We start from the raw sequence: 12,722 nt of genomic DNA on the forward strand, positions 1-12,722 counted from the left end.
GCCTAAGTTGGGAACGTCGTTCACTTGGTCACCGGCACTTTCAGGCCCGGATGGCGGGCGTAGAGCAGCTTCTGCTGGATGATCGTCAGGCAGTTCGACGTGATCCAGTACACCTGGAGGCCAACCGCGAACGGCGCCATGACGAACATCAGCACCCATGGCAGCAGCTTGAAGACCTGCTTCTGCGTATCGTCCATCGGCGTCGGGTTCAACTTGAACTGGAAGTACATGCTGATGCCCAGGATGATCGGCACGACGCCGATCGCGATCATGTGCGGGGGCGTGAACGGCAGCAGACCGAACAGGTTGAGCGGCGTCAGCGGATCGGGCGCGGACAGATCCTTGATCCACGCGACGAACGGCTGGTGACGCATCTCGATCGTCAGCATGAGCACCTTGTACAGCGCATACATGATCGGGATCTGGAGCAGCGTCGGCGCGCAACCCGCGAGCGGATTGACCTTCTCCGCCTTGTACAGCGCCATCACTTCCTGCTGCATGCGGACCTTGTCGTCCTTATACTTCTCCTGCAGCAGCTTCATCTTCGGCTGGACGGCCCGCATCGCGGCCATCGACTTGAACTGGCGCTGGGCGATCGGGAACAGCAGGCCGCGGATCGTCACGGTCAGCAGGATGATCGCGACGCCGAAGTTGCCAACCATGCGGAACAGCCAGTCGAGATAATAGAAGATCGGCTTCTCGACGATCCGGAACCAGCCCCAGTCGATCGCATAATCGAGCTTCGCGACGCCGCCGGCCTGGTCGGTGTAGCGATCGAGCAGGCGGACTTCCTTCGCGCCAGCGAAGAAGCGCGAGACCTGCGTGATCGACTGGCCCGGTGCGACCTGCTTGGGCTGGAGCGCGTAGTCGGCCTGGTACGCCTTGTTGGCGCCGGCGCGGAACTGGCCGTCGAACGCCTGACCCTGATCGGGGATGATCGCGGTCAGCCAGTATTTATCGGTGAAGCCGAGCCAGCCGCCGGTCGTCGTGAACTTCTGCGCGGCCTCGTCGATGTCCTTGTAATTCGGACGGTAATGCGCGCCGCCATTGTCGACCGACATTGGCCCGACATGGATCGTCATCGACGACGGATCCTTCGATATACCGACACGGTTGACGAGGCCATAGGTGGCGACGGGGACGGGCGCGGTGCCGGCGTTGAGGACGGTCTGGCGGACCGTGAACATGTAATCCTGGTCGACCGCGATCTGGATACGGAAGCGCTGGCCGGTGGCGTTGGTCGCGTCGAGCGTGACCGGCGTGGTCGGCGTCAGCGTTGTCGCGCCCGAGGGCGTCCAGACGGCGTCGGCGGCGGGCGGGGTCAGGCCCTGCGCGCGCCAGCCGAAGCTTGCGAAATAGGCATCGGGTGCGCCAGCGGGCGACAGCAGGCGGATCGGCGGCGAGTTCTTCGCGACGGTCTCGTCATAGCCCTTGAGCACGAGATCATCGATCCGCGCGCCCTTCAGGTTAATCGAACCGGACACGCGCGGGGTCTCGATGCGGATGCGCGGTGTGCTAGCGATCACTGCGTTGCGATCGCCGATCGCGGCGGCGCCGTCCGCTGCCGGATCGGCAGCGGGGTTTGCGACGGCCTTGGTCTTGCCGCCCTCGATCCGCGTGACCGGTGGATTCGCGGTCGGGAAGAACTTGCCCTGGATCAGCGGCCATCCGAACAGGATCAGCGCCGCGATCACCGCGAACAGCACGAAATTCTGCTTGTCGTCTTTCACAGGGCGGCGTCTTTCAGTTTCTTGTCGATATCTGGGACCGGATCGGGGCCGTACCCGCCCCACGGATGACAACGCGCAATACGCTTCGCCGCCAACCAGCCCCCCTTGAGCGCGCCATAGCGCCCAACGGCCTCGATTGCATAGGCGGAACACGAAGGATCGTAGCGGCAGCTCGACGGCAGGACGAGCGAAGGCCCGAGTTGCCAGCCGCGTGCGAGGAGGATGAGGAGGCGGGCTAGCATGTCAAAACCGACGCTGGCGCGCATGGCAAGATTGTTTCCCCGCGAAGGCGGGGACCCAGAATGGGCTCCCGCCTTCGCGGGAGAACAAGGGTAAGGATGAAACGCTCCGGCAAATATTAACCACCCCGGCGGAGGCCGGGGCCCAATTGGGGGGCAGTGGTAACAGATGGCGGCCCGTCATCACGGCCGCTTTCCCAATTGGGCCCCGGCCTTCGCCGGGGTGGTGGGGTGCTCTGGTGTCGCGGAAGCAATGTGCGGCGTGACCTTGCGAAACGCCTTGCCAAGCTCGGTCCGCAACAACGCAAAGTCCCGCTCGACCCCGCCGTTACGCCCGATCAATACATGATCGGCTCCAGCAACGCCGCGCTCCGCCAACAGCTCACGCGCCAACGCCCGCAACCGCCGTTTCATGCGGTTCCGGACGACGGCGTTGCCGATCTTCTTGGTGACGGTGAAGCCGATTCGCATCGTCTCATCACCGTCATCGCGGGGGCGCATGAGCAGGACGAATCCCGGCATCGGTGCGCGCTTCCCCGCATTCGCCGCGAGAAAATCGCGGCGTTTGTCTAGAATGGTTAGGCCGACAGCTTCTTGCGACCGCGGGCGCGGCGTGCGTGGATCACTGCCCGGCCGCCGACCGTCGCCATCCGTGCGCGGAAGCCGTGACGGCGTGCGCGTACCAGGTTGCTCGGCTGAAAGGTCCGCTTCATTGGTCATTCCCTAGGTCATCAAATAGAAAACGGCCGCCACGGGGACGGCCTTGATGGCTGGGCGCTTACGGAAAGGGGCGCGACAAGTCAATTCACGCCGGCCTTGGCAGCCGAGCTTTTCGACGCCTTCGCCCGTTCATGCCGACGCATCGCACTTTGCCGCCGCATCATCCGATCGACGAAATGCCCGGTCTTGGGCCAACGCCGCTTCAGTCGCGCCCATTTCAGCCGCGCCCAGCGCGAATTGCGCAGGACGAGAACCATCCCGCCCGCGAACAGGAAGATGCCTGCAGGCCCCGGCAGCGGCGCGAGCAGCGGAGCGCTCAGGATCAGCAGCACACCGAGCGCCAACTGGCCGAAGCGAAGAACGGGGGAGCGGACTGCTTTCACGGAATGCATGTGGGTCCGGTGTATTAGGTTCACAAGACGGCGCGATCGGAGAGTTCCGGGCCGCGCGTCCTTGCAGACATGGCAAATCGGGTATGAATAAGGCGTGACGTCATGTCGCGGGGGAGCGGGCATGGCGGCGATCGTAGCGACGGTGGCGTATCTGGGACTCGAAGCGCGCGCGGTCGAGGTGCAAGTCCAACTGATTCCAGGACTTCCCGCATTCAACGTCGTCGGCCTTGCGGACAAGGCGGTCGGCGAAAGCCGTGAGCGGGTGCGCGGCGCGATCGCCGGGATGGGGCTGTCGCTGCCACCGAAGCGCATCGCGGTGAACTTGTCGCCCGCCGATCTGCCGAAAGAAGGGTCGCATTTCGATCTTCCTATCGCGCTGGCGTTGCTGGCGGCGATGGGCGTGGTCGATGCCGAGGCGCTGGCGGACTATGTCATCGTCGGCGAACTCGGGCTCGATGCCCGCATCACCGCGTCGCCGGGCGTGTTGCTGGCGGCATTGCACGCGTCGGAGGTGGGGAAGGGGCTCGTCTGCCCCGCCGCGCAAGGTTCGGAAGCGGCCTGGGCGGGCGAGATCGAGGTCATCGCCGCGCCCGACCTGCTATCATTGCTCAACCACTTCAAGGGCCATGGCCTGCTCAGTCCCCCCAAGCCCGGAATCGCGGAAGCCGCCGGTCACGGTCCGGACCTACGGCAGGTGAAAGGGCAGGAAACGGCGAAGCGCGCGCTGGAGATCGCAGCTGCCGGATCGCATAACCTCCTGATGGTAGGTCCGCCGGGTTCCGGCAAGTCGCTGATGGCATCCTGTCTTCCCGGTATCCTGCCACCGCTCGACCCTGCCGAAGCGCTGGAAGTATCTATGGTCCAGTCGGTCGCTGGTACGCTGACCGGCGGGCGCCTGACCCGCACGAGACCCTTCCGAGCGCCACATCATTCCGCGTCGATGGCGGCACTTACCGGGGGCGGTGTGAACGTCTTGGGTCTCGTTGCACTAGCTTGAGTGCTGCTGCACAGGGCGGGGCTTCCTTGCACTAGCAGCGAGAGAAAGACATTATGCCCGGGTGCTCATATCACGTCCCTTGAACTTGCTGAGAAGGTTGCCCGGGCAGATCAGTCACTTCTTTGCCCCATTCGTCTAGGCCATGGCCCATACGGGTTGAGCCAGCGTCGGGTGAGGCGCTTTCATCGTGGCTTACTCGCATCGGGAACTTGCACGATGTTAGTTTCGAGCAGCTGGTTCAAGAATACTTCGGATACAGCGGGAGTTGGTCCGAAATTAATTTTACGAGCGATCTAAATCTTTTGCAGAATATCTGCAGATTAAGTCGCGTAGAGTTTAATAAAGTTCGTTCGATGACGTTTGATGGCGTTGTTCCATATGCATTTGGCGATAATGCAGGAGGTTTTGAGGATTACGTTCTAAGTCAGACAGTTTTATTGAAAAGCTGGAACGTTCGGCCAAGACTGAAACGAAATTCCCTTAAGTGGCGGCCTTGGGGTTTTGGAGATCGAGTTCGGGCCTGTCCTCGATGCGTAGGCGAGGATTGCACTATCGCCCTGCGTTTGGACTGGCTGGTTCCAGTTTCACTATCATGTGCCACGCATCAGTGCTTCCTTCAGGAATGCGTATTTTTACCTGGTCAGTATGTATTGTGGAATCAAACCTTTACAGGCAAGCCGACGCTCGAAATGGTTGAGTTAGATCGTATTTCGGGCAACGCTTTTCGCGAGGGGATAATACCCGATCAATTCATTACACCTACACGATGGTTCAGGACGCTCAGAACGTTAGTCGAAGAGCTAATCGCGCCGGGTTATGTCCATAAAGAAAAACGAAAGTTAATTGCTGAGCTTTGGCACGAATATGGAGACAGAATACTGCGTTTAACGGGAGGATCGTTTGAGCTATTACAGTGGATAGATCAGAGAGAAGTGTTGAAGGTGGCTTCTGTTGGAATAGCTCACCTAATTAATACATCATACCAAGAGGTTTTAGGGGTAGAATGGCCAATTAGATCCGCGGAAGTCAAAAAAGCAGCCCACTACCTAAAAGATGCCTTGGCAACACGAATATGGAAAAATACTTTAGCAGATGGTGGCTATGACAGGGCGAAACGAGATTCCTCTTACGCTTCGCTACTAGGAAACATTTTATACTGGCATCGCGACTCGCAAATGGAGCGAGCATGGATGATCGAAATCTATTTGCAATCGAAAGGGGTTTCAAGTTTCTCAGCTAACGATATTAGAATGTATAAAGGATAGATTAAATGTGCCCATTTAGGGGTCATTTGAAGCCTCCGTTTGGTATTCTTAAAGCATTTTAAAAGAATGTGTCTCATGACAATGGGCTTAAAGCCTTCGCTTTAAGAAGCGTGTGGACCGCAAGTGCTGACGTCTGAAACGCCGGACAGGGTATACCCTAATTGACGCTTCGCTTTTGCGCTGTGCAACCAGGGTCCTTCTCCTGAAAGTACATGTTCATTGGCCCACCCTGGACGTACAAGTACCAAAGGTACGCTGGTAAACTTCGCCGGCCTGCGGCTTCGTAGGGCAGTGGCTGCGGTAGCCCAAGCGTTTCAAGTGTCCTCGAAAGCACGAACTGAGTTGCGATAGGAAGGGGAGGCGCCGGCGGGGTTGTCTTAGGCGACGTAAAACACCTGTTTGTCACACAGTCGGGATTTGGACCGGGTTTTTCACACATTTGACCGGCCGAACGTCCGATAATGGGAATGAAACACGAACTCGCTGCGCGGGAAGGGCGCGTGCAACGTAGTCGAGGTGACGCAACGAGCGTAGCGCGGCAGTTAAGTATAAAACTATTGGTACCCATGACCCCATCGATCGGCAATACAAGACTTACTCGATCAGATTTCCGTTCAATACCAAGCGCTGGCACGATGGAGTGTCCTCGAACTTAGCCGTTCCTGAAGTTAAACTCTATTATTAGAGGAAGCGGCAGCGCAGTCCCACGTTGTTTATTACCACCCGCCCGCCCGAACGCAGCAGGACAGCTTTCCTCTCAAACTCTTTTCAAACGGGTCGTGGACGTACTGCGTACCACCCTGTGACCGCTGAGATTGCCATTACCGGAATGGCCAAAACGCTCGCCGAAATCACGCCGACCGGCCATAGATCGCCGGTTCGGGTGTTCAGCCAAATTATGGGAAGTTGCGCAAACGTCAGTATCGCGCCTGCCATCCAACCGCGAGCCTTGAACAATACCCCGACGAGCGCAGACAGAATGAAAGAAACGGGATACCACAAGCGCCAATAGGTGGCGGTGTCCCAAGGCTCGGCTGTTTTAGTTAGCCAGCACACGAATTGCCAGTAGAACATACTGCAGACGAGCAAAAACAGTGCTTTAAATCGGGTATTCATTAACTCTCCCTGCCATTAACCTTGGTAGAAGGCCAACGACTTTAGCCTGGCTGCATCGGTATTTCGATCGCGTCACTTATGCTGGTTGGACAGATAGCTTGTCGAGAGCTGCCCACAATCGGTCGCCGCGGTGAGCAATTCGCACCCTCGAACGCAGACATCAGATCAGAACGATGATCCTCAATTTTTCTATCCTCGCATGGCAAGTTAGGGAAAGCCGACAAACCTGCCACCTGTCGGCACCGTCGGGGGGGCGCTGTCCCGCTAAGGGCTCCCATTCGGGATGCTCGCAGCGCTTCGCGTACGTTTGCGACCAGGGACCCTGGAAAGAGCATCGATCAGCCTCATCTTGTTTATCCGCGCGCGCCGCTAGATTAATAGAAATTAAGGTAGCCCTCCTAATCTAGCCCGCTATCTGGAAATGCCTGATCAAGGTGGTTGCGATCTCTTGTGGCGCAGACGGATGCGTCAATCGATCGGGCGTCACCAACATCGAGGCCAAGACAGGCGCACCACAGAAGTCGAAGATGCCTGTCTCGATCTGCACCTTCATCGCTTCGCGATAGCCACGCTTGCCGTAGGTCGCCTCGCTGGCAGCGGCTATCGCGACCAAGCTGACCTTCAGCCGACCAAGCCGCTTCGTGATACGGCCTTCGGCGTCTTCGTCAAAAGCCCAGCCTGCAACGAATACGCGGTCGATCCAGCCCTTAAGAAGCGCCGGCATCGACCACCAGTAAACCGGATAGACAAGGATCAGGTGATCTGCGCGATCGAGTCGTTGCTGTTCCTTTCGCACGTCGGCGGGCAAGGCGTCTTTGCAGTTGAAGGCTGCATGATCCGCCGGACCGAAAACGGGATCGAACCGTTCAGCGGCGAGGTCGGCCATCTCGGCGTTGTGGCCATCGGCCTGCAACGCCTCGACGATCGCGTTTGTCACGGCGCGCGTCAGCGAAGATTCCGCAGGGTGCGCCATAACCACCAGTGCGCTTAGCGTACCGGCTTCTTGAGACGTACGCGTCATGCGAGCGGTAGCTCCATCAACCGGCCGCCCTCCTGAATGAGACGTTCGAGATACTCATCGTGGTCGAGAATCTGGTAAGGAAAGAGAAGTGCAGGCTGCGTCGCCGGTTTGCCATCGAGGCCGGCAAGACGTTCTAGCACCATGCTTATGCCCAGTGCCGTAAGCGGTGCGGCGCCGCCTGGATGGAAGACGGCATGTCGGCTGCGCACCTTCGTGCCCGATCGATCAACGCCCGACAGTTCGATGATGATCTCGGTAGACTTCGCGCCGCCCGCTCGCCTGCTGGAACTAACCCCGGTTCCGATACCGAATTGGATGTCGCGTGCGCCCGTCGCCGCCGCAAGCCCGGCGATGTCGATGGTAGAGAAGCCGGCCGCAGTCAGCTTATTGCCGTCGATCGCCCGGAACGCAAAGCTGGCATCGTCGCTTTTGCGCCAGACGAACGCGCCGTCCCGTCGTGCCAAAACGGAGGAGATGACAGTCGCGAAGCGTTCGAAATCTTCGGTAACGGCAGGGCCGCCCCAATCTTCCTCGTCGACCAGTGCGCCGATGCTGATGCCATCGACGCGCGCATAGGATTTGGCTGCGGTGAGCGTCGCGATCGTCGTGGCACCGACTAGCCACTCATAGCCTAGCACCACGGCGGCTGCAGCAGGGCGCTGCATGTGGATCGCGACTTCGGGCGCGACCTCGTAGAGCCCTGTCGAGATGCCGAGATGCGGAATTCCTCGTGCATGGGCGTAGCGCAGGCTCGAGAGCTTTTCGTCACTATATAGCACGGCGACCGCTGCTATCGGCCGTTCGCCAAGGCCGAGATCGTCCGCGTGTGGATCAATGACTACCGCCTCGGCGTGAAGCAGTGCGTTCGCGACCCGCTCGGCCTTTTGCCGGTTCCTGCTGCCGATGAGCAGAGGAAGATCGGGGTAGCGCTCGCGTAACGCCTGGCTGGTGAAACGGCCGATCTGGCCGGTACCGCCCAGGATTAGGATGGGTGAGTTGGACATTGCCGCCTTTCCGTGTAGATGCCTTAACTACTATTCGTAGGTTGGCATAAGCTACTATTGGTAGGTTAAACAAGTGGATTTATCATGACGACGGATTCGAGTGCGATAGCCGCAAAGCGCGGACGCCGGCTTACCAAGGCCGACCGGCAGCAGCAGCTGCTCGTGACAGCGCTCGAGGTGATCCGCGAGGAGGGTGCCGACAATCTGACCCTCGGACATCTGGCGGTCCGGGCAGAAGTGTCCAAGCCGGTTGTGTATGATCACTTCGGGACGCGCTCTGGCCTGCTGATCGAACTGTATCGCTGGATTGACACCGAACGGGTCGAGGCATTCCGCCAGGCAATGGCAATCGCTGGCAAGGATCGCAAAGAGACGATTGCGTCTCTTGCGGACGCCTATATTCGCTGCGCGGCGGATCTGACCGGCGAGTTTTACGTCGTTGGCGCGGCGCTCGCCGGAAGCCCGGAAAAGGCCGAAGTCTATGCGGAGCTTCTCGATCAGTCCGTCGCCATGTTTGTAGCCGTTCTAGGCCCGTTCAATCGGCTGACCGGCCCGGCGGCAACGCGGTTGTGCGTCGGCTTGGTCGGGGCAGGAGAAGGCCTGTCGGCGGCAATCGTCCGCGGCAAGCTTACCGAGACCGAAGCCATCGCGACGTTCAGAGAGCTTATCAATGCCTCGGTGCCGTAGGTCTCCGCTACGTCTTGCCGTGCGTTGACGTATCAAAGACCGTCTGACGGTTACCTTATTCCGGTACCTCTATCGAGTTCCGTATCCGCGCCGATGGCGGCACGACCTCGCTGGGGCCCGCCCTAGTGATAGCGGCCCGGCTGTGCTGGGCCGGCGGCAATCAGATGGCTCAGTGATCGACGGAAATGATGTGCTGGCCCTGACGGTCTGGTCCTGCCTTTTCGCCACGCCGCCGCTGGGTCTCTTGGCTCTGTTGGTCGAAGGTCGCGCGATGATCGCCGATGCGATGGCGGTGGCCCGGCCTGCGGCCTGGCTGGTGGTGCTTTGGCAGGCGTACGGCAACACACTGTTCGGCTACGGCCTATGGGCGTGGCTGCTCACGTTACATCCCGCCGCGACTGTCACGCTGCTCGCCCTGCTCGTCCCGGTGTTCGGCATGTGCAGCGCCCCGATCATACTCAGCGAGCCCTTGCCGGCGTGGAAGCTGGTCGGCGCGGGGCTTGCTCTCGCCGGCTTCGTCGTAATGTGGCGGGATCGCGCTGGGCCAGCACGCCACAGCGCGAAACCGTTCTCGGCGCGACCTTGAACTCTACAGCCCCAGTTCTTCCAGTCCGGGATGATCCTCCGGCCGTTGCCCGAGCGGCCAACGGAACAGCCGGTCGTTTTCAGAGATCGGGATGTCGTTGATGCTCGCGATCCGGCGCGCCATCAGACCGCCGGTGGCAAATTCCCAATTCTCATTGCCATAGGAGCGATGCCAAGCATCCGCATCATCACGCCATTCATAAGCGAAGCGCACCGCTATCCGGTTGCCAGCATGAGCCCAGAGACCCTTGATCAGTCTATACTCCTGCTCACGGAGCCACTTCGCGGACAGGAACGCGACGATGGCGTCTCGCCCCTGAAGAAACTCAGATCGATTCCGCCATTGGCTGTCTTCGGTATAGGCAAGCGCCACGCGGGCGGGATCTCGGCTGTTCCAGCCATCCTCGGCGGCGCGGACCTTCTGCAATGAGGTTTCATGGGTGAAAGGGGGGAGGGGTGGTCGCGACATCATGGCAGATCCTTTCAGGCAAAGGGCGTGGCGAATTCCAGACGGATGCCGCCGGGAATGAAGATGAGGAAGTGGCGCGTTGATGACCCCGGGAGGATAGGGCCGGGCGGGGCATCAATCATCACCTCGGGATGCGCAGTCACTGCGTCCCATGCCGCCTCCAGTGCGGCATTGTCGGCGACCGACAGCGAGAGATGATGCAGGCCGATGTTGGCGCGCCGATCGAAGGCCCGGGCGGTCAACGGATCCGCAGCTTGCCACAACGTCAACAGGATGGCGCTGTCCGATACGAAGATGGAGGGATAGGAAGGCACGCCGCCCACCTCGTCGAAACCCAACGTGCCACAGAAGAAGGCTCGCGCCTGATCGAGGTCGGGCACGGTGAGGCCTACATGATGGACGCCTTGCGTGAGTCTGCCGGTCATGATGCTGTTCCTTCCAGTTGGGCGATGCGGGCACGCAGCGTGGTGATCTCGTCGATGAAAGGTTGGGAAGCGTGCTGCACCTCTGCCTCGGTGAAGCGCGGCGTGATGTGCTGTGGGCAATTCCAGTCGAAGCCGATGACGTCGATCAAGAAAACACGCTCGGGTTCTGCGGCATAGTTGAGCGGCATGAGTGCGGCGATGTCCTCCAGGTCCTCGCTGGAACGGGCATGGCCGATTATCTTGAGGCGACGGCGGTTTGGATAATCCATCAGGAACAACGCAACACGGTCGTCCGCCGCGAAATGTGATACGGAGAGAAATTGCCGGTTGCCGCGATAATCCGCGAACCCGATGCGATTACGATCGATATGGCGAAGGAACCCTGTCGGTCCTCCGCGATGCTGGACATACGGCCAGCCATCCTCGGACACGCTCGCCATGTAGAAACTGTCGCGGGCGGCGATGAAGTCCAGTTCGCGCGTCGTCAGCACGTCGACCGGGCCAGCGCCCGCCTCCATGCGGGCATAGGACGCTCGCGATCCGGCAGCGGATTGCAGCGCGCGGGCACCGGGGCCGAAGAGGGTATGGAAGAACGTCTGTGCCATGCAGCGGGCGATAGCGCGTTGCCCCCAAGGCGATAATCCGCGATGATTGATGTTCACTATTCCATCCAGGGGAATGATGGATCGCTTCGAGAGTCTCTCTGTCTTCGTCGCGGTCGCGCAGGAGCGCGGCTTCGCAGCGGCTTCGCGTGCGCTGAATATGTCGCCGCCCGCAGTCACCCGCGCAGTCGCGGCGCTTGAGCGGCATTTGGGCGTGACGTTGTTCCACCGCTCGACGCGGGCAATATCCTTGACGGACGAGGGGGCGGTCCTGCTTGATCGGGCGCGGCGGCTACTCGCAGACCTGCGTGAGGCGGAGCAAACCCTCATGGGCGGGCGGTCCGTGCCTCGGGGGCAGCTCTATGTGACCGCGCCGGTAATGTTCGGGCGGTTGCACGTTCTACCAGTCATCAACGCGCTGCTGGCGACCCACAAAGGTCTGAACGCGCATATGATGCTGCTCGACCGCAATGTCCGTATCATCGAGGAGGGTATCGACGTGGCGGTGCGGATCGGCGCGCTCGTGGACAGCACGCTGCGCGTCGTGACGATCGGTTCGGTTCGGCAGACCATCGTGGCCAGTCCGGCCTATCTTGCCGAATATGGAATACCCGTCGATCCAGCCGAACTTGTCAGCCACCGTTGTATAGTGGGCCGCGTCGGCAGGACATGGCCGTTTGGTGCACGAGGCGACAGGATCGTGGAGGTCGTCCCCCGTCTGACCGTCAACAGCATTGATGCGACCATCGCCGCCGCCGAGACTGGGTTGGGCCTTGCTAATGTGCTGAGCTACCAGTCGGGCGCGCACATCGCGAGCGGGCAGTTGGTGGAGGTGCTGGCGGATCATGCCCCATCGGCCATGCCGGTAAGCTTGCTCTACGACTCCGGTCGGGCGGCAATGCCTGCAGTCCGCGTGTTCATCGAGGCCATGCGGGAACAGGGGCGGCGGGGCGTGTGGTCCTGACCAAAGTCGCCGACTGAAAGATCATTGTCGGTCAGGCGAAAAAACAGCGCATTGTGTTGAGAGAAAGCAAGCGAACGTGTTTGCCGGGCGTGCGGCTATCTGCTGAACCGCCATGGTCGTTCTATCTTCGGCACCATGCGCGATGGCCTCGTCCATCCCAGCGAGTATCGACGCGTAATGTTGGGGGATGCCGAACCCGGCATAGCGAGCCGCCAGTTCCTCCGTGGAAAGCCGGCAATGACGAACAGGGCGACCGACGACCTGGGTGATCGCGTGTGCCACCTCCTCATAGGTAATGGCCCCGGGTCCGGTCAGCACATGGCTGCCAGAAGGAAGCGCCGGATCAATCAGGGCCTTTACGGCTACCGAGGCAAGGCGGTTGGCCATAGGCGACATTGCCCGGGGCTGCTGCTTTTCCCAAAAACGATGCAGACTGTGCGGAAACTCGCCGTTGGCTGGTGCCGCGCCTTGGATGCACGGGATGAGGGCGGTGTTAGTGGCTGAGG

General features: G+C 60.4%; 15 protein-coding genes and 2 pseudogenes. 5 read left to right on the forward strand and 12 right to left on the reverse strand.

Annotated features, from left to right (window positions below; translation table 11 throughout):
- Positions 1–20: 20 nt before the first annotated feature.
- From yidC to O6X71_RS15135, 5 genes are all read right to left on the reverse strand, one after another.
- Positions 21–1,730, reverse strand: coding sequence for a membrane protein insertase YidC (gene yidC, locus O6X71_RS15115; protein ID WP_253072033.1), 1,710 nt, complete (start codon positions 1,728–1,730; stop codon positions 21–23).
- Positions 1,727–1,972, reverse strand: a complete 246-nt coding sequence (gene yidD, locus O6X71_RS15120) for a membrane protein insertion efficiency factor YidD (RefSeq protein ID WP_056062193.1) — start codon at positions 1,970–1,972, stop codon at positions 1,727–1,729. Before yidD ends, yidC begins: the two co-directional genes overlap by 4 nt.
- A gap of 180 nt (positions 1,973–2,152) precedes the next feature.
- Positions 2,153–2,491, reverse strand: a complete 339-nt coding sequence (gene rnpA / locus O6X71_RS15125; protein ID WP_435368494.1) for a ribonuclease P protein component — start codon at positions 2,489–2,491, stop codon at positions 2,153–2,155.
- A 56-nt stretch (positions 2,492–2,547) separates the two neighbouring features.
- A complete protein-coding gene (gene rpmH / locus O6X71_RS15130) occupies positions 2,548–2,682 on the reverse strand; it encodes a 50S ribosomal protein L34 (protein WP_031393806.1) in 135 nt (44 codons plus the stop codon).
- An 87-nt stretch (positions 2,683–2,769) separates the two neighbouring features.
- A complete protein-coding gene (locus tag O6X71_RS15135) occupies positions 2,770–3,072 on the reverse strand; it encodes a hypothetical protein (RefSeq protein WP_353466556.1) in 303 nt (100 codons plus the stop codon).
- A gap of 130 nt (positions 3,073–3,202) precedes the next feature.
- On the opposite strand from O6X71_RS15135, the pseudogene O6X71_RS15140 reads away from it, so the two are divergent.
- Positions 3,203–4,075: pseudogene (locus O6X71_RS15140) on the forward strand (YifB family Mg chelatase-like AAA ATPase); the annotation flags it as partial.
- A gap of 125 nt (positions 4,076–4,200) precedes the next feature.
- Positions 4,201–5,343, forward strand: coding sequence for a TniQ family protein (locus O6X71_RS15145; protein ID WP_353466557.1), 1,143 nt, complete (start codon positions 4,201–4,203; stop codon positions 5,341–5,343).
- Between the two features lie 768 nt (positions 5,344–6,111).
- Here the strand turns inward: O6X71_RS15145 and O6X71_RS15150 are convergent.
- From O6X71_RS15150 to O6X71_RS15160, 3 genes are all read right to left on the reverse strand, one after another.
- Positions 6,112–6,459, reverse strand: coding sequence for a hypothetical protein (locus O6X71_RS15150; protein WP_156348196.1), 348 nt, complete (start codon positions 6,457–6,459; stop codon positions 6,112–6,114).
- Between the two features lie 403 nt (positions 6,460–6,862).
- Complete coding sequence (locus tag O6X71_RS15155) at positions 6,863–7,480, reverse strand: NAD(P)H-dependent oxidoreductase (RefSeq protein WP_055875617.1); 618 nt, start codon at positions 7,478–7,480, stop codon at positions 6,863–6,865.
- On the reverse strand, positions 7,477–8,484 hold the full coding sequence (locus O6X71_RS15160; protein ID WP_055875620.1) for a hypothetical protein: 1,008 nt from the start codon (positions 8,482–8,484) through the stop codon (positions 7,477–7,479). The genes O6X71_RS15155 and O6X71_RS15160 overlap by 4 nt, the downstream gene beginning before the upstream one ends.
- Before the next feature lie 162 nt (positions 8,485–8,646).
- Here O6X71_RS15160 and O6X71_RS15165 point away from each other — a divergent pair, with 162 nt between their 5' ends.
- Together O6X71_RS15165 and O6X71_RS15170 are read left to right on the forward strand one after the other, a co-directional pair.
- Positions 8,647–9,171 carry a TetR/AcrR family transcriptional regulator gene (locus O6X71_RS15165; RefSeq protein WP_353466558.1) on the forward strand — a complete coding sequence of 175 codons (525 nt, stop codon included), beginning with the start codon at positions 8,647–8,649 and terminating at the stop codon, positions 9,169–9,171.
- Positions 9,172–9,343: 172 nt separating this feature from the next.
- Positions 9,344–9,757, forward strand: a complete 414-nt coding sequence (locus O6X71_RS15170; RefSeq protein WP_056405995.1) for an EamA family transporter — start codon at positions 9,344–9,346, stop codon at positions 9,755–9,757.
- A gap of 3 nt (positions 9,758–9,760) precedes the next feature.
- Here the strand turns inward: O6X71_RS15170 and O6X71_RS15175 are convergent, their stop codons facing one another.
- Genes O6X71_RS15175 through O6X71_RS15185 form a run of 3 tightly spaced genes read right to left on the reverse strand, consistent with a single transcriptional unit; the run spans position 9,761 to position 11,255 of the window.
- Positions 9,761–10,225: a nuclear transport factor 2 family protein gene (locus O6X71_RS15175; RefSeq protein ID WP_353466576.1), complete on the reverse strand. Its 465-nt coding sequence runs from the start codon at positions 10,223–10,225 to the stop codon at positions 9,761–9,763.
- A 14-nt stretch (positions 10,226–10,239) separates the two neighbouring features.
- Positions 10,240–10,650 carry a VOC family protein gene (locus O6X71_RS15180; RefSeq protein WP_056405994.1) on the reverse strand — a complete coding sequence of 137 codons (411 nt, stop codon included), beginning with the start codon at positions 10,648–10,650 and terminating at the stop codon, positions 10,240–10,242.
- Positions 10,647–11,255, reverse strand: coding sequence for a pyridoxamine 5'-phosphate oxidase family protein (locus O6X71_RS15185; RefSeq protein WP_353466559.1), 609 nt, complete (start codon positions 11,253–11,255; stop codon positions 10,647–10,649). The genes O6X71_RS15180 and O6X71_RS15185 overlap by 4 nt, the downstream gene beginning before the upstream one ends.
- Before the next feature lie 76 nt (positions 11,256–11,331).
- On the opposite strand from O6X71_RS15185, the gene O6X71_RS15190 reads away from it, so the two are divergent.
- Positions 11,332–12,216, forward strand: a complete 885-nt coding sequence (locus O6X71_RS15190; RefSeq protein ID WP_353466561.1) for a LysR family transcriptional regulator — start codon at positions 11,332–11,334, stop codon at positions 12,214–12,216.
- Positions 12,217–12,237: 21 nt separating this feature from the next.
- Here O6X71_RS15190 and O6X71_RS15195 read toward each other — a convergent pair.
- Positions 12,238–12,722: pseudogene (locus O6X71_RS15195) on the reverse strand (hypothetical protein); the annotation flags it as partial.

This window comes from Sphingomonas faeni, assembly GCF_040407505.1.
GTDB classification, from domain to species: Bacteria; Pseudomonadota; Alphaproteobacteria; order Sphingomonadales; family Sphingomonadaceae; genus Sphingomonas; species Sphingomonas faeni_E.

Bases quoted from the DNA above. Each gene is read 5' to 3' on its own strand.
- O6X71_RS15190 (WP_353466561.1), top strand. From the start codon at position 11,332: ATGGATCGCTTCGAGAGTCTCTCTGTCTTCGTCGCGGTCGCGCAGGAG.
- O6X71_RS15160 (WP_055875620.1), bottom strand. From the start codon at position 8,484: ATGTCCAACTCACCCATCCTAATCCTGGGCGGTACCGGCCAGATCGGC.
- O6X71_RS15175 (WP_353466576.1), bottom strand. From the start codon at position 10,225: ATGTCGCGACCACCCCTCCCCCCTTTCACCCATGAAACCTCATTGCAG.
- O6X71_RS15155 (WP_055875617.1), bottom strand. From the start codon at position 7,480: ATGACGCGTACGTCTCAAGAAGCCGGTACGCTAAGCGCACTGGTGGTT.
- O6X71_RS15150 (WP_156348196.1), bottom strand. From the start codon at position 6,459: ATGAATACCCGATTTAAAGCACTGTTTTTGCTCGTCTGCAGTATGTTC.
- O6X71_RS15180 (WP_056405994.1), bottom strand. From the start codon at position 10,650: ATGACCGGCAGACTCACGCAAGGCGTCCATCATGTAGGCCTCACCGTG.
- rnpA (WP_435368494.1), bottom strand. From the start codon at position 2,491: ATGCCGGGATTCGTCCTGCTCATGCGCCCCCGCGATGACGGTGATGAG.
- rpmH (WP_031393806.1), bottom strand. From the start codon at position 2,682: ATGAAGCGGACCTTTCAGCCGAGCAACCTGGTACGCGCACGCCGTCAC.
- yidD (WP_056062193.1), bottom strand. From the start codon at position 1,972: ATGCTAGCCCGCCTCCTCATCCTCCTCGCACGCGGCTGGCAACTCGGG.
- O6X71_RS15185 (WP_353466559.1), bottom strand. From the start codon at position 11,255: ATGGCACAGACGTTCTTCCATACCCTCTTCGGCCCCGGTGCCCGCGCG.